General features: G+C 58.9%; 17 protein-coding genes and 1 pseudogene. 3 read left to right on the forward strand and 15 right to left on the reverse strand.

Annotated features, from left to right (window positions below):
- The first annotated feature begins 43 nt into the window (after window positions 1-43).
- Window positions 44-592 carry a zinc ribbon-containing protein gene (locus DYI22_RS09085; protein ID WP_213477746.1) on the forward strand — a complete coding sequence of 183 codons (549 nt, stop codon included), beginning with the start codon at window positions 44-46 and terminating at the stop codon, window positions 590-592.
- A gap of 6 nt (window positions 593-598) precedes the next feature.
- Here the strand turns inward: DYI22_RS09085 and lnt are convergent, their stop codons facing one another.
- The 5 genes from lnt to miaB all read right to left on the reverse strand — a co-directional run bounded on the left by lnt (window position 599) and on the right by miaB (window position 6,209).
- Window positions 599-2,146 carry an apolipoprotein N-acyltransferase gene (gene lnt, locus DYI22_RS09090; RefSeq protein ID WP_213477747.1) on the reverse strand — a complete coding sequence of 516 codons (1,548 nt, stop codon included), beginning with the start codon at window positions 2,144-2,146 and terminating at the stop codon, window positions 599-601.
- Window positions 2,136-2,981, reverse strand: a complete 846-nt coding sequence (locus DYI22_RS09095; protein WP_213477748.1) for an HlyC/CorC family transporter — start codon at window positions 2,979-2,981, stop codon at window positions 2,136-2,138. The genes lnt and DYI22_RS09095 overlap by 11 nt, the downstream gene beginning before the upstream one ends.
- Window positions 2,978-3,451, reverse strand: coding sequence for an rRNA maturation RNase YbeY (gene ybeY, locus DYI22_RS09100; RefSeq protein ID WP_213477749.1), 474 nt, complete (start codon window positions 3,449-3,451; stop codon window positions 2,978-2,980). Before ybeY ends, DYI22_RS09095 begins: the two co-directional genes overlap by 4 nt.
- The gene (locus DYI22_RS09105) at window positions 3,448-4,431 is read right to left on the reverse strand and encodes a PhoH family protein (RefSeq protein ID WP_213477750.1); all 984 of its coding nucleotides are present in this window, start codon (window positions 4,429-4,431) and stop codon (window positions 3,448-3,450) included. Before DYI22_RS09105 ends, ybeY begins: the two co-directional genes overlap by 4 nt.
- A gap of 431 nt (window positions 4,432-4,862) precedes the next feature.
- Window positions 4,863-6,209: a tRNA (N6-isopentenyl adenosine(37)-C2)-methylthiotransferase MiaB gene (gene miaB, locus DYI22_RS09110; protein WP_213477751.1), complete on the reverse strand. Its 1,347-nt coding sequence runs from the start codon at window positions 6,207-6,209 to the stop codon at window positions 4,863-4,865.
- A gap of 175 nt (window positions 6,210-6,384) precedes the next feature.
- On the opposite strand from miaB, the gene trmH reads away from it, so the two are divergent.
- Window positions 6,385-7,134 (forward strand): tRNA (guanosine(18)-2'-O)-methyltransferase TrmH, encoded by a 750-nt coding sequence (gene trmH, locus DYI22_RS09115; protein WP_213477752.1) that lies wholly within the window; start codon window positions 6,385-6,387, stop codon window positions 7,132-7,134.
- 8 nt (window positions 7,135-7,142) lie between these two features.
- Here the strand turns inward: trmH and DYI22_RS09120 are convergent, their stop codons facing one another.
- The 5 genes from DYI22_RS09120 to DYI22_RS09140 all read right to left on the reverse strand — a co-directional run bounded on the left by DYI22_RS09120 (window position 7,143) and on the right by DYI22_RS09140 (window position 11,990).
- Entirely contained in the window at window positions 7,143-7,709 is a 567-nt protein-coding gene (locus DYI22_RS09120) for a DUF2931 family protein (protein ID WP_213477753.1), read from the reverse strand.
- A gap of 18 nt (window positions 7,710-7,727) precedes the next feature.
- Entirely contained in the window at window positions 7,728-8,741 is a 1,014-nt protein-coding gene (locus DYI22_RS09125) for a nucleoid-associated protein (protein WP_213477754.1), read from the reverse strand.
- Between the two features lie 108 nt (window positions 8,742-8,849).
- Complete coding sequence (cysN, locus tag DYI22_RS09130) at window positions 8,850-10,508, reverse strand: sulfate adenylyltransferase subunit CysN (RefSeq protein WP_213477755.1); 1,659 nt, start codon at window positions 10,506-10,508, stop codon at window positions 8,850-8,852.
- Window position 10,509: 1 nt separating this feature from the next.
- A complete protein-coding gene (cysD, locus tag DYI22_RS09135; RefSeq protein WP_323132900.1) occupies window positions 10,510-11,448 on the reverse strand; it encodes a sulfate adenylyltransferase subunit CysD in 939 nt (312 codons plus the stop codon).
- Window positions 11,449-11,579: 131 nt separating this feature from the next.
- A complete protein-coding gene (locus tag DYI22_RS09140) occupies window positions 11,580-11,990 on the reverse strand; it encodes a PilZ domain-containing protein (RefSeq protein WP_213477757.1) in 411 nt (136 codons plus the stop codon).
- Window positions 11,991-12,272: 282 nt separating this feature from the next.
- Between DYI22_RS09140 and rimO the strand changes: the two genes are divergently transcribed.
- Window positions 12,273-13,616, forward strand: coding sequence for a 30S ribosomal protein S12 methylthiotransferase RimO (gene rimO, locus DYI22_RS09145; protein WP_213477758.1), 1,344 nt, complete (start codon window positions 12,273-12,275; stop codon window positions 13,614-13,616).
- A gap of 63 nt (window positions 13,617-13,679) precedes the next feature.
- Here the strand turns inward: rimO and DYI22_RS09150 are convergent, their stop codons facing one another.
- The 5 genes and pseudogenes from DYI22_RS09150 to gatC form a co-directional block, all read right to left on the reverse strand.
- Window positions 13,680-14,345, reverse strand: a complete 666-nt coding sequence (locus DYI22_RS09150; protein WP_213477759.1) for a carbonic anhydrase — start codon at window positions 14,343-14,345, stop codon at window positions 13,680-13,682.
- Between the two features lie 18 nt (window positions 14,346-14,363).
- Window positions 14,364-14,609: pseudogene (locus DYI22_RS17470) on the reverse strand (biotin/lipoyl-containing protein); the annotation flags it as partial.
- Between the two features lie 391 nt (window positions 14,610-15,000).
- The gene (gene gatB, locus DYI22_RS09160; RefSeq protein ID WP_213477761.1) at window positions 15,001-16,452 is read right to left on the reverse strand and encodes an Asp-tRNA(Asn)/Glu-tRNA(Gln) amidotransferase subunit GatB; all 1,452 of its coding nucleotides are present in this window, start codon (window positions 16,450-16,452) and stop codon (window positions 15,001-15,003) included.
- Window positions 16,453-16,473: 21 nt separating this feature from the next.
- Window positions 16,474-17,931, reverse strand: a complete 1,458-nt coding sequence (gene gatA / locus DYI22_RS09165; protein ID WP_213477762.1) for an Asp-tRNA(Asn)/Glu-tRNA(Gln) amidotransferase subunit GatA — start codon at window positions 17,929-17,931, stop codon at window positions 16,474-16,476.
- A gap of 50 nt (window positions 17,932-17,981) precedes the next feature.
- Window positions 17,982-18,269, reverse strand: a complete 288-nt coding sequence (gene gatC / locus DYI22_RS09170; RefSeq protein ID WP_213477763.1) for an Asp-tRNA(Asn)/Glu-tRNA(Gln) amidotransferase subunit GatC — start codon at window positions 18,267-18,269, stop codon at window positions 17,982-17,984.
- Between the last annotated feature and the right edge of the window lie 269 nt (window positions 18,270-18,538).

Raw genomic sequence — 18,538 nt, forward strand, 5'->3', positions numbered from 1 at the left:
CGCTTGCATACCCTGCAGCTGAATCCGGCGTGAGGGAGTTACTATGACAGCACCAGAACGAAGCCATCTCTCAGGCAAAGCCCTGGAAGTGTATGACCGCATGCTGGAACGGGTGCAGTCGCGCCTGAACGAGATGCAGGAGACGTCCCTGCAGACCCTCGAAGAAGAAATCCGCAAAGCGGTCGAAGTTGAGTACGAGCTGGAAGAAATGACCCGGGAGGAGGCGGATCTGCTGGGGGAATACCTTCAGCGGGATCTGCAGCATCTGTTGCATTTTGTCGAAGAGACCGGCGAAGGCTTGAAGGAGTGGTTGCAGCTGGACATTGCGTTGCTGGAACACGAGCTCTCGGACAAGTTGCTATCGGTGGCGGACAAGACGCTGGTGGACACGCTGGAACTGCGGCAGAAGCTGGAGAACCAGGAGGTAGGTCATTACATTTCCGGCGAAGTGGCGACCGCCGGTATGTTTCAGTGCCTGAACTGCAGCCACATGCGCTGCCTGACCGCGACCAGTCATCTGGAACCCTGCGAGGCCTGTGGCTCCCACTATTACGAGCGGGTGACCAGCCGCTGGCCCCGCAAATCGGAATGACCCGATCTATGGCCTGGGGATGATCCGCTCTCTGGCGAAAACGATTAGGATCAGCGCCAGGGTCAGCACCGGCCAGGAGCCGGACAGCATGTACGGGGTGTTTCCGCTTGCGGCGAACACTTCGCCCCGCAGCGTGTCGCGGGTGAACTGGGGGATGGCTTCGGTGATCTGACCGTGCTGGTCAATAATCACGGTCATGCCATTGTTGGTGCCACGCAGCATGTAGCGGCCGGTTTCCAGTGCCCGCATCCGCGCAATCTGCAGGTGTTGCAGGGGGCCGATGGAATCGCCGAACCAGCCGTCGTTGCTGATGGTCAGCAGCATGTCGGCGTTGCGGGCGTTGTGGGCGACAAAATCCGGATAGGCCACCTCGTAGCAGATAAACGGCATGATCCGGTTGCCGTTGGCCATCAGCGGTGACTGATTGGCCGGTCCGCGGCTGAAGCTGGACATGGGCAGATCGAAAAAGCCGATCAGGCCACGCAGCCATTGCTGCAGCGGCACGTATTCGCCGAAAGGCACCAGTTTCTGCTTGTGGTACATGCCCTCGCCGTTGCCGATGGCCATGATGCTGTTGTGGAACGTGAAGTCTTCAATCCGGTTGCTGAACCCGTACCAGGGGATGCCGGTAATCAGGGTGCTGTTGTCACCCAGCTGCTCGCTGATGTGTTCGATGATCTTGCCGGCACTGTCCTGGGGAATGGGAATGGCGGTTTCCGGCCACAGGATCAGGTCGGTATCCCACTCGTTCTCGGTGAGCCCCAGGTACACCACGATCTGGTCCCGCAGAAAATCCGGATCCCATTTGATTTGCTGGGGGATGTTGCCCTGCATGGAGGCGAACGTGATGGTTTTATCGCTGACGGTTGTCCATTCGATTTTGGCAACCAGCGGGCCACTGACCCAGGGCAGGAGCGCGACGATCGCCACGAGAGCGGCAGCTCCGGCGCGCCGATTCAGTCCCAGCCACCAACAGGCGTAAAGCGCCACCCCGGACACCGTGATCCAGAAGGTGATCCCGTGAACACCAACAACCGGTGCAAACCCGCCCAGGGGACCATCGACGTGGGCGGTACCGAGGTACAGCCAGGGAAAGCCGGTGAGCAGCCAGCCGCGTACCCAGTCACCAAGGATCCACACCGCGGGAAACAGCAGCAGGCGCCGCACCCGGCTTTCCTTTGCCAGCTTGCCCCAGCCCCAGAAGGCAAGCGCGTGAAACAGCGCCAGCCCGGCGACAAACAGCGACGTCAGAAGAATAGAGATCGGAATCGAGGTGTTGCCGTGCTCGCTGATGCTGATGTAAACCCAGCTTGCCCCGCTGCCGAACAGGCCGAGGCCGGTCAGCCAGCCAGCCCGGAACAGCTTCCGGGATGCCAGCGGCACACAGGCGAGCAGAATCAACACAATGGAAACCGGCCCGAGCCACCACCAGTGGAAGGGCGAGAAGGTCAGCGTCTGCAATGCGCCGGCAGCCACCAGCGTGACGGCCAGCAGCCAGCGGTTTTCGGACAGGGGGGTGTCGGTCGTTCGGGCTTTGGTCTCGTTATTGCTCACTTCGGGTTACCTGCAGCAGACGGATGACTCGGTTATCGGCGTTCGCAATAGTAAATTGCAGCCCGCCAAATGCAACCGATTCGCCCCGTCTGGGCAGGTGACCGAATTCCTTGAGCACAACGCCACCAATGGTGTCGAACTCTTCTTCGTCCAGCTCGGTCTGGAAAAACTCGTTGAAATCGTCGACCGGCGTGACGGCTTTGACCGCGAAGGTGCCATCGCCGCGGGCCTTGATGTGGGTTTCTTCATCGAAATCGTGCTCGTCTTCGATCTCGCCCACAATCTGTTCGAGGACGTCTTCAATGGTAATGAGGCCGGCGGTGCCGCCGTATTCATCCACCACGATCGCCATGTGGTTGCGGTTTTCCTTGAATTCCTTGAGCAGCTGATTCAGGCGCTTGCTTTCGGGGACGAAGGTGGGCGGCCGGAGAATTTCGCGGGTGTGGTTCCAGTCCAGCTCGTTATTCAGCGCCAGTGGCAGAAGATCCTTGGCGAGCAGCACGCCGATCACGTCGTCCTGGCTGTCGCCGATGACCGGGAAACGGCTGTGGGCGGATGCGATGATCTCGCCCAGAAATTCTTTCGGGTCCTGGGAGGCCTTGACGGTAACCATCTGGGAACGGGGGATCATGATTTCATCGACGCGCATGTCGATGACCTGCATGGCGCCTTCGATGATGCTCATGGCATCGGTGTCGATGATGTTCTGGGACTCGGCGTCCCGCAGGATTTCCAGCACGTCCTCTACGGACTCAGGCCCGCTGGAAAAGGCCTGTGATATACGCTCCAGCCAGGACTTGTTGCCCTGACTGCGACTCGACTGATCGTCGCTCATGAGTCTTTTTCCGTTTCCTCTGATTCGTAAGGATTGCCATACCCGAGCTGCGCCAGCAGCCGGACTTCGAGGGCTTCCATGGCCTCGGCATCATTGTCGTCAATATGATCATAGCCCTGAAGGTGCAACATGCCGTGCACCACCATGTGAGCCCAGTGGGCTTCGAGCGCTTTGTGCTGATCTTTTGCTTCTTTTTCTACAACCGGAGCACAAATGACGAGATCTCCGGCCAACGGAACTGTTATACCCGCTGGCGCTTCAAATGGGAAGGACAGCACGTTGGTGGGGCCGTTTTTTCCACGGTACTGGCCATTGAGCTGGCCGGACTCGTCATCACCCACGATGCGAATGGTGACCTCCGATGGGCCATCGCCCAGCCAGGCCTTGCGGGCCCAGCGTTCGAACGAGCTTCCCGATGGAATGCCGGGGCCTTCCAGCACCAGTTGCAGATCGACAGTCAGTTCATTCACTGGCCGCTTACGCTCCCGTCATCAAGGGCATCGTAGGCTTCCACAATACGCTGCACCAGCGGATGACGAACCACATCCTTGGCTTCGAAGCGGGTAAAGCCGATGCCGGACACTTTGCTCAGCACGCCGGCGGCGTGGATGAGGCCGGAGTTCTGGCCGCGGGGCAGATCCACCTGGGTGGTGTCACCGGTAATCACGGCCGTCGATCCGAAGCCAATGCGGGTCAGGAACATCTTCATCTGCTCGCGGGTGGTGTTCTGGCTTTCGTCCAGAATGATGAACGAGTTGTTCAGGGTGCGCCCCCGCATGAACGCCAGCGGCGCGATTTCGATCACGCTCTTCTCGATCAGTCGGGTGACCTGCTCAAACCCCAGCATTTCATACAGTGCGTCGTAAAGCGGGCGCAGGTATGGGTCCACTTTCTGGGCCAGATCACCCGGCAGGAAGCCGAGCTTTTCGCCGGCTTCCACCGCGGGCCGAACCAGCAGGATACGCTTGACCTGCTCGTCCTTCAGCGCCTCGACCGCACAGGCCACCGCCAGCCAGGTCTTGCCGGTACCGGCCGGGCCAATGCCGAAATTGATGTCATGGGTGCGGATGCTGTGCACATACTTCTGCTGGTTGACCCCGCGCGGCTTGGCCTGCAGCTTGGGGGTTTTGATAACGGTCACCGCACCGTCGTACGGTACGTCTTCCGGCAGCCGCTCGAAACCGGTCTCACGGATAAACAGGTGAACGGTATCCGGAGAAATGTCGTTGGTGGCTTCGGTTTCACGGTACAGGTGCCGTATGACTTCCACCGCGGCGGCCACGTGCTCGGTTTCGCCTTCCACCCGGAAGTGGTGATTGCGGCGGCCAATCCTGACCTGCATGCGCCGCTCAATGTGCTTGAGGTGTTCATCAAACTGGCCACACAGGGTAGTCAGCCGGCTCTGATCGACTGGATGCAGGTCAAATTGTCTGGAATCGTTGGCTTTCAAAGGTGCTCCGTTTTGTTTACTCCCCTGGTTGCTCTCGGGAGTAGGTATATCTGATTTGGTTGCAACGGGAGAGGGCCGGAACGGCTTTCCAAAAAGCGCCCGTAAATACGTCCCTGTAGGGCTCGGTCGCGCCATCCCTGGCGCTCCACGTTTTTGGAAAGCCGTTCCGGCCCTCTCCCTGATCAATCTATGTGCAGGCCTTCAGCGAGAAAAACAAGTAGGCTGACTTCGTCAAAGTCTCAATTCGTCCTTGAACTTTTTTCAGTCAGGCACGTTTGAACTCTGCGGAGAGTGATGGGCTTTCCCTCCCAAAAATTTCGTAGGCCATGGATGGCCGGAGAGAAGCGCACATGGATGTGCTCGTAGCGGTTTTTGGGAGGGAAAGCCCATCACTCGCCATGCACCTTGCCCCGATGCATGCGAGCCCAAGTTTAAAACAGCTCAGAGCCCACAGGAACGCCCCGAAGAGAGTTGGGATAAGCCTCAACAATCTCGACATCGATAAAGTTGCCGACCACCGCCGGATTCTCATGTCGGAAGTTCACGATCCGGTTATTCTCGGTCCGGCCAGCGTATTCGCCTGGGTCTTTTTTCGACAGACCGGTCACCAGAATGCGCTGTGTCGAACCCACCATCTTGCGGCTGATGTCCATCACGTTCTGATTAAGCCGGTCCTGAAGAATGCTCAGGCGCTGCTTCTTGACCTCCATCGGCGTGTCGTCCGGCAGATCGGACGCCGGGGTACCAGGGCGGGCGCTGTAGACAAAACTGAATGACATGTCGAAACCGATGTCGTTGATCAGCTTCATGGTGTCTTCAAAGTCTTTCTCGGTTTCACCCGGGAAGCCGATAATGAAATCGGAAGAGAAGCTGATGTCCGGGCGAATCTTGCGCAGACGACGCAGCTTGGACTTGTACTCCAGCGCCGTGTGACCGCGCTTCATCGCCGCCAGGATGCGATCCGACCCGCTCTGTACCGGCAGATGCAGGTGGCTGACCAGTTCCGGCACCTGCTCGTACACCTCGATCATGGCGTCGGTGAACTCCACCGGGTGTGAAGTGGTGTAGCGGATGCGATCAATACCATCGATGGTCGCAATCAGGGTAATCAGCTCCGCCAGATCCATGGTGTCGCCGTCGTGGGTTTCGCCGCGGTAGGCGTTCACGTTCTGGCCCAGCAGGTTCACTTCCCGCACGCCCTGGCTCGCCAGATGGGCGACTTCTGCAATCACGTCATCCGCCGGGCGGCTGACTTCCTCACCGCGGGTGTAAGGCACCACGCAGAACGTACAGTATTTGCTGCAGCCTTCCATGATGGAAACAAAGGCTGAGGGGCCGTCGGCGCCGGGCTCGGGCAGGTTGTCGAACTTCTCGATCTCCGGGAAGCTGACATCCACCACACCCACGCCATTACCCTTGGCGCGCACTTCGGTGATCATGTCCGGCAGGCGGTGCAGGGTTTGCGGGCCGAAGACCATGTCTACGTAGGGCGCGCGGTCGAGAATGGCTTGCCCTTCCTGACTGGCCACGCAGCCGCCGACACCGATGATCATATCCGGCTTCTTGCTCTTGAGCTTTTTCCAGCGCCCGAGCTGATGGAAGACCTTCTCCTGGGCCTTTTCCCGAATGGAGCAGGTGTTCAGCAGCAGGATGTCGGCGTCGTCGGGTGTGTCCGTCATTTCGACGGTTTCACCGGACTTGAGCAGGTCGGCCATGCGGGCCGAGTCATACTCGTTCATCTGACAACCGTGGGTTTTGATGTACAGCTTTTTGGCCATGGGTCTCACGTAATCTGATGGGTGGTGCGCCGGGAACTGGGTGGCCAGGAAAAGGCGCCAGCAAAAAGGAACTGCGTATTATAACGGGGTGATCAATCCGCAACCACCTCTGTCTTGGCTTGTTGCTAGTCCCGCTGTGGTATTATCCGGTTTTTTGAGCAATCCGATACAGACTATGACCCCTGAACGCCTAGCCCGAATCAAACAAACCCTGAATACCCGCCAACCGGATCTCAGCGTACTCACCGACCAGGTCCATAAGCCACGAAACCTGTCGGCCATCATCCGCTCCTGCGACGCCTTTGGCCTGGCTCACATGCACACAGTGTGGCCCCGGGACGGTTTCCGCGCCTTTCGAAAAACCGCTGGCGGAAGCTACACTTGGGTGACTACCCACACCCACCGCACCATGGACAGCGCCATCGATTCGCTGAAAGGGCAGGGGCATAAACTTTATGCCGCACAGCTTTCCGAGCGCGCGATTGATTACCGGGAGGTGGACTTCACGGTGCCCTGTACCGTGATTCTGGGTAACGAGGTGGATGGGGTTAGCGAGGATGCCGCGAACCAGGCGGACGAGCACATCGTGATTCCCATGATGGGCATGGTGGAGTCCCTGAACGTGTCGGCGGCCTGTGCGATTATTCTTGCCGAAGCACAGCGCCAGCGCAAAGCGGCAGGGTTGTACGACGTCAGGCGGTTGCCGGACGACGAATACAACCGCCTGTTATTCTGCTGGTGCCAGCCCACCGTGAAGCGCTACTGCGACGACCGCAATCTGCCATACCCGCCAATTGACCCCGCCACCGGCGAGTTGATCGATGGCGTGGGCTGGATGCAGGGGGTGCGGGAGCTCAGGAAGCATCGCACTCGATGGGATGAATTGCCGGGCAATGCCGCAACGGCAGAGTTGAAGCCGGACTAAGCCGCTGGTTACCAGCGCTCCAGCTGCAGGCCGTAACGCTCCACATGGTCGGCATGCTGTCTGTTATAGCGCTGGGTTCGCTGCCTGAAATCCACCGGATCGCCGCTGATTTCCTGGGCCTGGAGGCGTGCAATCTCATTTGGGTCGCCGTCATGGCCAGGGTGCCAGAGAACGATGGTGCCGCCGGGGGCGAGGCCAAGGGTCATACTCTGGAGCTCGTTCGTCCCCCCGGACCGGTTCAACCCGGCAGGAAGGTGAATCATGCGGGAGTAGAACGCCTGTTCTGCGAACGAAAACCAGTGTACCCAGAGCTGCTCCGGATAATGCGCCAGTGTTATCTCCTGACCGCCGGCGCCCGATTCTCCCTTCCAGCAACAACCGACGTTGCCAACACTTTGAGCCCTGACCGGTTCGCCAGTGCGCTCAAGCATCATGTCGAACACCCATACGTTATAGTGTTCTGGTGTGGCTACGTGCAACTGGCGGGTACTGTCCGCTGCGGGTTGAGACGCGCAGCCTGCCAATGCTGACGTAATGACCAATAGGATAATGCAACGCATCGTGCGTAATTCCATGGGGCCTCCTTGGCGGTATTAACTTCGGTCTTCCAGGTATCTCTGCAGCTGTTCCCTGAGGGCCTTGGGCAGGCGGGTGATGGTCAGAGCGTCTTTGTCCCGGTCGTAATAGACTGCCTGGTTAACCAGGTCTGAGGAAAAAGACACGCTCATGCCGCCGCCCGAGCCCGCGATGCGCACCAGTTTCTTGACCTTGCGATGGTCGGGGTGCAGGACGCCGCTTTCGGGCAGCTCGGCGGTCTGGGAGGCGAACTCCTTGAACCGCTCCGGCTGGCTCTCGTCGAGATAACCGGACAGTGCCTCGATGGCCACCGGCTCGCCGAGTGCATGCTGTTCCTTGCAGAATTCATAGGCGCGGGCGCGCACCTTGCCGGCTTCCTCCGGCTCGGAGGTTTTCGCAAAGGCTTCCACGGCATCCAGGAAGGTCAGGGTTTCCTTTTCCACATCCACCTGATTGGTGAAGCCGCAGAGCTTGATGAACAGATCGCCGCCTTCACCGGTGCCCCGGGAATGCACCAGGGTCAGGTAGTTCTCGCCGGGGTTGTCTCCGCGCCAGTCATCGAGCTCGATGCGCACCGCCAGGTTAAGGCGGGACAGGCTGAGGATGTCCGTGGCATCAAGAGTCTGCTTGGCATCGAAGCGCATGGCGCTGTCGTTTTCCATCACCAGCAGGTAGACCACCTCCGAGTCGGCGAGCGCCTCGTGCACGATCATCAGGTGGCCTTCGAATTCTTCCTGGGCGCCGTTGAGAAGTTCCTGCCACTGGCCGAACAGGCGATCGGTGAAGGCGGCAAAAGACTGCTTGTCTTCCAGGTAATCCTTCAGCCAGCTGCTGAACGGACTTTCGCCGATGTCGTCCGAGAAGCGCCCGTATTTCTTGCCAGGCTTGCTGTTGAACAGGCGCTTCATCTGCTTGTGAAGACCTTCATAGTCGCCACCGGGCTCGGACAGCGCCTCGCCTGGACGGATCCGTGCCGGTTGTCCGGGCTGGTATTGGCTGGCGAAAAGAGTGCGAAGCTGCTTGATGGCCATGAGATCGCTTTTCCTGGTTGGTAAACAAACAAAGCCCTGAAGGCGGACCTTCAGGGCCTGGCATTGTACCGATTTTCTGGGTGCGGTGAATCCGCCAAAGCGGATGTATCAGATCCGTTTGTTGCGAACCAGATCCTGCACCAGTTCATTCACCGCAGCCGGGATCTGCTCATCGCTGTCCGCCGCCACGGCCGCACTGGCCACGTCTGTACCCAGGTTTACGGCGACGGCAATGAGTCCATGGGCTGACAACAGCTGTGCGGTGCGACGGCGGTCGTCCGGGTCACCGGCGTTGTCCTCGCTGAGCACGACGGTGGTTTTGCCCTGGTCGAACAGTGCACGTTCCACCGCAAGCGCCAGGGCCTGGGCCTTCTTGCCGTTGCAGGCAATGATGGCAGGCTTCTGGGCGAGGCGACGTCCGCGTTCTTCGGCACTGACCGGCTCCAGGGATTCCACATCACTGGCGGTGCCGGCGAGCATGCCGGCGCCGATGGTCACGTTGGTCAGCCGGTCGATGACAATGAAGCTGCCGGTGGCGTGATTGCGCGGATAGGCGTCGAAGGCCACCGGCTGGCTCAGGGTGAGCTCGCACAAACCGATTTCGTTCAGTTGCAGTGCCGTCGGGTTGGTGCTTTGCTCCAGCGTATTCACATCGGTCTGGTGATGGATCTTCTTGACCGTTGCGGAGGTGAAGGTCGGGCCCAGCTTGACGTCGTACAGGCGGCCGGTTTCCAGCGGCGCGTCCGTCATCCACACAATATTGGCGTTGAAACGGTTGCCGACTTCCGGCTCGTCTTCCGTCTTGACCAGCATGTCGCCGCGGCTGACGTCAATTTCATCGGTCAGGGTCAGGGTGACCGCCTGATCGATGTAGGCTTCGTCCACGTTGCCTTCAAAGGTCACTACTTCCTTCACGGTGCTGGTGCGGCGCGAGGGCAGGGCCATGACTGCGTCTCCGGGGCGAACCACGCCGGAGGCAATGGTGCCGCAGAACCCACGGAAGTTGAGGTTGGGGCGGTTGACGTACTGGACCGGGAAGCGGAAATGCTCCAGATTCTTGTCGCGGGAAACTTCCACCGTCTCCAGGATTTCCATCAGCGGCTGCCCGGTGAACCAGGGCGTGTTCTCGCTGCGGTTGACCACGTTATCCCCTTCCAGGGCCGAGATCGGCACAAAGCGGATGTCCTTCAGGCCGAGCTTGGCGGCAAAGGCCATGTACTCGTCCTTGATCTCGTTGAAACGCTCTTCGCTGAAATCCACCAGGTCCATCTTGTTGATGGCGACCACAATGTGGCGGATGCCCAGCAATGAGGCAATGTACGAGTGCCTCCGGGTCTGGGTGAGCACACCGTGGCGGGCGTCGATCATCAGAATCGCCAGTTGGGCGGTGGAGGCGCCGGTTGCCATGTTGCGGGTGTACTGCTCGTGGCCCGGTGTGTCGGCAATGATGAACTTGCGCTTGTCGGTGGAAAAATAGCGGTAGGCGACATCAATGGTGATGCCCTGTTCCCGTTCCGCCTGCAGGCCGTCGACCAGCAGCGCCAGGTCCAGCTTTTCGCCGGTGGTGCCCATCTTGGCGCTGTCGGTTTTCAGGCTGGCCATATGATCTTCGTAGATCATCTTGGTGTCGTGGAGCAGGCGCCCGATCAGGGTGCTTTTGCCATCGTCGACACTGCCGCAGGTCAGCAGGCGCAGCAGTTCCTTGTTCTCATGTTGCTTCAGGTAGGCCTGAATGTCTTCGGCGATCAGATCAGACTGGTGTGACATCTTAGAAGTACCCTTCCCGCTTTTTCTGTTCCATGGAGCCCGCCGAATCGTGGTCGATCACGCGACCCTGGCGCTCGGAGCTGGTCGCCAGCAGCATTTCCTGAATGATCTCAGGCAACGTGGTGGCTTCGGACTCAATGGCGCCGGTGAGGGGGTAGCAGCCGAGGGTGCGGAAACGGATGGATTTCATCATCGGTTTTTCGCCTTCCTTCAGCGGCATGCGGTCATCGTCCACCATGATCAGGGTGCCATCCCGCTCGACCACGGGCCGTACAGCGGAGTAGTACAGCGGAACAATCTCGATGTTTTCGAGGTAGATGTACTGCCAGATATCCAGCTCGGTCCAGTTGGACAGCGGGAAAACGCGGATGCTTTCGCCCTTGTTGATCTTGCCGTTGTAGGTGTTCCACAACTCCGGACGCTGGTTCTTCGGATCCCAGCGATGGTATTCGTCGCGGAACGAGTACACCCGTTCCTTGGCGCGGGACTTCTCTTCGTCCCGACGGGCACCGCCAAAGGCGGCATCAAACTTGTACTTGTCCAGTGCCTGTTTGAGGGCCTGGGTTTTCATCACATCGGTATGCTTGGCGCTGCCGTGGGTAAACGGCCCGATACCCTGCCGGATGCCGTCTTCGTTCTTGTGAACGATCAGGTCCAGGCCGTATTCCTTCACCTTCCGGTCGCGGAATTCAATCATGTCGCGGAACTTCCAGGTGGTGTCCACGTGCATCAGAGGAAACGGTGGCGTGCCGGGGTAGAAGGCCTTGCGGGCCAGGTGCAGCATGACCGCGGAGTCCTTGCCGATGGAGTAGAGCATCACCGGGTTATCGAACTCGGCTGCGACCTCCCGGATGATGTGGATGCTTTCAGCTTCCAGCTGCTTGAGATGGGTCAGATTGTATGTGGTCATCGTACTCTGTTGCCGCCTTGCGTGCCGAATGGGCTTTGCGTGTGAATAGCGCAACTATACCAGAGGCCATTAGGGTATAAGAAGGTATGCAACTAGAGTTTGGTGCTATAAGAATATATCGCGAGCATGTTCGCGGTTCTATGGGGGAGCGCCCCGGGATGTCAGGACAGGGTGGTGGACGAGGCCAGCAGTTTGCTGACGTAGCCATCTACATAGTCGTAGCCGTTGCCCTCGAACTCGGCGAACTGAATGCCCACCTGATACTCGTCCCGGGCGATGCGGCGCAGGTGAACGATGTTACCTTCCGCAATCACGGACACGGGCTGGGTTGCCACGACCGGCACGGAGAATTTTGCTTTCACCGGAATCCAGTTGCCGGGAATCGGCGCTTTCTGCCCGGGTACCAGTTCTTTGATGGTGGCCTGTGTGCAGGAAATCATAATGCCGGAGCGCGACAGGTTGGTGATTTTGCAGTCAAGATAGCTGCCGTCGGTTTTTTCAATGACGGCATCGGCCGAGACATCGACGCGTTGTTGATTGCGAAGGTTCTGTTTCGTAGCAACTGGTTTCATTCTGACTCTTTTTATATGGACAGTTTTATCTATAACCAGTTGAAAGTTTAGTTGTTTAATTACTGATCAGCAAGATGTCTGTCGTTGTTAGTGTCAGTTTTGTGAAACGTTTCTGAACAGGGCGTCAAAGATTTTGCGGGCCAGGCGTATGTTCTGCGTAATTTTCGATCAGGATTTACCCCTGTTTCGCTTCAGGCGTTCCATCCCGTGAGGTAGACTGTGCGGCTCGACATCCCGGTGGGCGACTTGCCCCTCAATCTGAACGGAAACCTGACAGAGTTTATGACAGACAAGCCCCAAACCTCCGTAACCGGCAGTGGCAGAGTCGGCTTTATCAGCCTTGGATGCCCGAAGGCACTGGTCGATTCCGAACGCATCCTGACCCAGCTGCGGCTCGATGGCTATGACGTAGTGCCAACCTACGACGACGCTGACATTGTGGTGGTGAATACCTGTGGGTTTATCGACGCTGCCAAACAGGAGTCCCTGGACGCCATCGGCGAAGCCATTAATGAAAACGGCAAGGTCATTGTCACCGGGTGCATGGGCGTGGAAGCGGACAAGATCCGCGACACCCATCCCGGCGTGCTGGCGGTTTCCGGCCCCCATGCCTATGAGGAAGTGGTCGGGGCGGTGCATCAGTTTGTACCCCCCAAGAAAGAACACGACCCGTTCACCGATCTGGTCCCGCCCCAGGGCATCAAGCTGACCCCCAGGCATTACGCCTACCTGAAGATTTCTGAAGGCTGCAACCACCGCTGTACCTTCTGCATCATCCCGTCCATGCGCGGCGATCTGGTGAGCCGCCCCATCGGTGATGTCATGGACGAGGCCCAGCGCCTGGTGGATGCCGGGGTCAAAGAGCTGCTGGTGATCTCCCAGGACACCTCCGCCTACGGCGTGGACACCAAATACCGCACCGGGTTCTGGCAGGGGCGGCCGCTGAAAACCAAAATGCAGTCACTGTGTGAGGCATTGGGCGAGATGGGGGTATGGGTGCGGTTGCACTACGTTTATCCCTATCCTCACGTCGACGACATCATCCCGTTGATGGCCGAAGGCAAGATCCTGCCGTATCTGGATATCCCGTTCCAACACGCCAGCCCGCGGGTGTTGAAGGCCATGAAGCGCCCAGCCCACGACAGCAAGACCCTGGAGCGTATCCGCACATGGCGGGAAATCTGTCCTGAGCTGACCATCCGTTCGACCTTTATCGTCGGCTTCCCCGGCGAAACCGAGGAAGACTTCCAGTACCTTCTGGACTGGCTGGACGAGGCCCAGCTGGATCGGGTTGGCGCGTTTACCTACAGCGCCGTGGATGGCGCGAAAGCCAATGAGCTGGAAGGCGCTGTTCCGGAGGCGGTGAAGGAGGAGCGTCTGGCCCGGTTTATGGCCAAACAGGCAGAAATTTCCGCGGCCAGGCTGCGGGCAAAAATCGGCCAGACCATCGATGTGTTGATTGATGAGGTCGATGAGGAAGGCGCGATTGGTCGGTCAAAAGCCGATGCCCGCGAAATCGACGGCATGGTGTATCTGAACGGTGAAACCGAACTGCAGCCTGGGCAGATCGTTCAGGCGGTGGTCGAGAACGCTGATGAACACGATCTCTGGGCTGTGCTGGTGTGAACGCGCCGATTGCTCCCTGAAAGCACGAAGCCCCGGATGATTCCGGGGCTTCGTCGTTCTGGCTCAGTCGTTGCCGACGTTAGCGATAATATCCGCGTAGTAGTCATCAAAGTGCCTGAACTCGACGCTGTCGCGACCGCAGCAGCGAATGTTGCCTGACTTGATGTCGTAGACCCAGCCGTGGATCTCGATCTTGCCTGTGGCCAGCTTCGCCGCCACCACCGGGTGGGTGCGCAGGTGCTGAACCTGCTGCAGCACGTTTTCCTCGATGGCTTCGTTCAGGTATTTCGGGTCCAGTGGTTCATCGGCGGCAATGTTGTGGCGCTCCCGCACGATTTCCATGGCCGAGCGACAATGCCCCAGCCATTCCTTGACGTGGGGCAGCCCCTTGAGCGCCGGAATGTTCAGCGCGCCCTTCACGGCGCCGCAGTCGGTATGACCGCAGACGATGATGTGGCGCACGTTAAGAACGGCCACCGCATACTCGATGGAGGCGGTCATCGCGCCGGTTTCGTTGCTGTGGGGCGGAATCACGTTACCGGCATTGCGGCAGATGAACAGGTCCCCGGGATTAGAACCGGTCACCATGTTCGGGTCGATGCGCGAATCCGAGCAGGTGAAGAAAAGCACGTCTGGATTCTGGCTGTCGGCCAGGGCTCCGAAAAGATCCTTATGCTCCGGGTAGACGTTTTTGCGAAAATCCAATACGCCGCGAACAATGTGGTCCATGGTATCTCCTTTTGTCTGTCAGGCAATCTCGATCAAAACTTCGCCCGGGGTTACCCGGTCAGCCTTGCTGACGTGGACCGCTTGCACTGTGCCGCCAACGCTGGTGTGAATTTCGCTTTCCATTTTCATCGCTTCGGTAATCAGCACGGCCTGGTCTTGGGTGACAGTATCGCCTTCCTGTTTCAGCACATCCACTAGATTTCCGGGCATGGTGGTGGTGATGTGGCCGGGGTCTGTGGCCCATTTGGTCGCGCTTATCGCAGATCGGCAGCATATCTTCGGTGCGCATTCGAGCCGCCGATTGGCCCTAGCGGCGCTGCCCACCCTGAGCCTCACCGGATTTTCCCTGCGACGTAGCTGATGTATGGTCCACCCGCCAAGGACTTCGAATTTCGCGATAGTGCCAACGAACTCACATTTTGTAGGCCGGATTAGCGAAGCATAATCCGACGAGCGTTGCCTTTGGCGATGATTGTCGAGCTTGGTAGGGCGTGTTTGGTGCCCCTTCCCAAAAATTTCGGAGGCCATGGATGGCCGGAGAGAAGCGCACATGGATGTGCTCGTAGCGGTTTTTGGGAAGGGGCATCAAGCACGCCCCTCCCCAGGCCAGGCAGGCTAGGGTCATGCCTTGCAGGCAAAACCCAGAGATAATCCCTTAACCCCCAAGCTTCTTAACAAGAATCTCGTTAAACAGCTTCGGATTCCCCTGGCCCTTGGACGCCTTCATCAGCGGCCCCATGAAGCCACCCAGCATCTTCTTGCGCTTCTTGGGATCTTCCTCGTTCTGGTACTGGGCCACCTGATCCGGCATGCCCGCAAGCACCTCGTCGACCATCGATTCCAGTGCACCGGTGTCTGACATCTGTTTCAGCCCTTTAGCATCGATGATGGCGTCTACGTTATCGCTCTCGCCGGACCACAGTGCTTCAAACACCTTTTTCGCGCCGGCGGAGGAAATGGTGTTGTCGGCAATGCGTACCACCAGGTAGCCAAGCTGGGCGCCGGTGATCGGGGATTCTGCCACCGATTTTTCCTCGGCGTTCAGTCGCGCGGAAAGCTCGCCCTGAATCCAGTTTGCCGTCAACTTGGCGTCTTTGCCATGGCTCACGGCTTCCTCGAAGAACGCGGCCAGTTTCGAGTCGCCGGCCAGCAGGCCCGCGTCGTAGTCGTTCAGGCCGTACTGGTCCATAAAGCGCGCCTTGCGCGCATCCGGCAGCTCCGGAAGGCGGTTGCGGGCGTCTTCGATAAAGGCCTCATCAATTTCCACCGGCAGCAGGTCGGGGCAGGGGAAGTAGCGGTAATCGTTGGCTTCCTCCTTGGTGCGCATGGAACGGGATTCGTCCCGGTCGCCATTGTAGAGGAGGGTTTCCTGCACAATGGTGCCGCCGTCTTCAAGGATGTCCATCTGCCGTTCAACCTCATGGGCAATGGCCTGCTCCATGAAACGGAAAGAGTTCAGGTTCTTGGTTTCGGTGCGGGTGCCCAGCGTCTCTGAACCCTTCGGTTTCAGCGAGATGTTGACGTCAAACCGCATGGAACCCTGGGACATGTCGCCGTCGCAAATGCCCAGCGAGGTCACGATGCCGTGCAGCTTCTTGGCAAACGCCACCGCTTCCTCCGCATTGGTCATATCCGGTTCAGTGACCACTTCAATCAGAGGCGTACCGGCACGGTTCAGATCGATGCCGGTCATGCCGTGAAAGTCTTCGTGCAGAGACTTGCCTGCGTCTTCTTCAAGGTGGGCGTGGTGGATGCGTACACGCTTGCTTTCACCGTTGGCCAGATCAATGTCCACATAACCTGGCCCTACGATCGGCCGTTCCAGCTGTGTGGTCTGATAGCCCTTGGGCAGGTCCGGGTAAAAGTAATTCTTGCGCTCGAACACCGAACGACGTTCGATCTCGGCGTTCACCGCCAGGCCGAACATTACTGCATAGCGGAAAGCCTGCTCATTGGGTACCGGCAAGGTGCCGGGCATGGCCAGGTCAACCGCATTGGCCTGGGTGTTAGGCTCGGCGCCGTAGGCGGTGCTGGAGCCGGAAAAAATCTTGGTCTTGGTGGCGAGCTGAACGTGAATTTCCAGCCCGATCACAACGTCCCATTGCATACTCGTTCTCCTGTCCCGGGCTTATTGTGGTTCACGCTGGTGCCAGTCGGTCACCTGCTGGAATTGATGGGCGGCGTTCAGCAGTCGGGCCTCGGAGAAATAATCCCCGATAATCTGCAGCCCGACCGGCAGGCCGTCCACGAACCCGGCGGGGACTGACATGGCCGGCACCCCCGCCAGGTTAATGGCGATGGTGAACACATCTTCCAGGTACATGGTCACCGGGTCGCTGGTTTTCTCGCCTTGAATAAAGGCAGGCGAAGGTGTGGTCGGGCTCATCAGCACGTCCACTTCCTTGAAGGCATTGATGAAGTCCTGCTGGATCAAGCGGCGGACTTTTTGCGCCTTCAGGTAATAGGCGTCGAAGTAGCCGGCGGACAGCGCGTAGGTGCCCACCAGAATCCGGCGCTTCACCTCGGCACCGAAGCCTTCGGCGCGGGTGCGGGTGTACATGTCCATCAGGTCTTTCGGCGCTTCGCAACGATAGCCATAGCGAGCCCCGTCGAAGCGTGACAGGTTGGCGGAGGCCTCAGCGGGAGCGATCACGTAATAGGCTGCGATGGCGAGTTTTGCGTTCGGCAGTGACACTTCCTTCACCGTCGCGCCCAGTTTCTCGTACTCCGTCACCGCATTGCGGACCTGCTGCTCCATCGCCGGACTGAGCTGGTCGCTGAAATATTCCCGCGGCAGGCCGATTTTCAGGCCTTTCAGGGGCTCATTGAGCGTAGCGGTATAATCCGGGACGTCGCGATCGATGGACGTGGAGTCCTTGGGATCAAACCCCGCCATCACATTCAGCATCAAGGCATTGTCTTCCGCCGTGCGGGCCATGGTGCCGCCCTGATCAAGGCTGGACGCGAACGCGATCATCCCGTAGCGGGAAACCCGCCCATAGGTGGGCTTGAGACCGGTAATGCCGCACAACGCTGCAGGTTGGCGAATGGAACCGCCGGTATCGGTTGCCGTCGCCGCCGGCACCAGCCGTGCCGCGACTGCCGCCGCCGAGCCGCCGGAGGAGCCACCTGGCACCCGTTTTTCGTCCTGGTTCAGGCCCCAGGGATTGGTGACCGCGCCGAAATAGCTGGATTCATTGGACGAGCCCATCGCGAACTCATCCATGTTGGTCTTACCCACACACACCGCACCGGCCCGGCGGAAATTCTCGGTGACCGTCGCATCGTAGGGCGGTACAAAGTTCTCCAGCATCTTTGAGCCGCAGGTGGTGCGAACACCGTTGGTGCAGAAAATGTCCTTGTGGGCAAAGGGAACCCCGGTCCACGGCGTGGCTTTGCCCGCCGCACGCTGTTCGTCTGCCGACCTGGCGTCTGCCAGCGCCTGTTCCTCAGTGACGGTAATAAAGCTGTTGAACTGGCCGTCTTCACTCTTGATGCGGTCAAGAAACTGCTGGGTAAGCTCCAGGCTGGAAATCTTGCCACTTTCCAGCTCCCGCGAGAGCTCTGCTACCGATTTGTTATGCATGATACGTCCTGCTTGAGTCGCTGTTCGTCCGATCGCTCAATTCTGGTTACTTACTCTATGACCCGCGGCACGAGATATAGGCCGTTCTCGGTCGCCGGTGCGATGGCCTGAAAGGCTTCCCGCTGGTTGGTCTCTGTCACCTCGTCCGCGCGCAGGCGCTGGACGGCATTGAGCGGGTGAGCCATCGGCTCGACATTGGCGGTGTCGGCTGCGGCGAGCTGGTCGACCAGGTCCAGGATGTTGCCCAGATCCGTCTCCAGGGCTGAAACCTGCTCCTCGTCCACGCGAATGCGGGCGAGCACGGCGACTTTCTCTATGTCCTTGCGGGAAATGGTCACATTGCCTCCCAGGGTAGGTGAAATTTCAGTAACTTAAGTGGCAGGGTGTTCAAGATATGGGAGCTGCCGGGAACGATCTTTCCGAAACTGTGCGGAGCCATGGATGGCGGAGCCCAAGCGTACACGGACGTATTCACAGCGTGTTTCGGAAAGATCGTTCCCGGCAGCTCTTGCACCAACTGCCAAAAACAGAGGCGATATGGTAACAGATTCCGGCAACAGCGGGAGGGTGTGGCTTTTTGTGGCAAAGTGTTAACCGATAGGCTCAG

The organism is Marinobacter lipolyticus (genome assembly GCF_018424605.1).
Taxonomy (GTDB): Bacteria; Pseudomonadota; Gammaproteobacteria; order Pseudomonadales; family Oleiphilaceae; genus Marinobacter; species Marinobacter lipolyticus_B.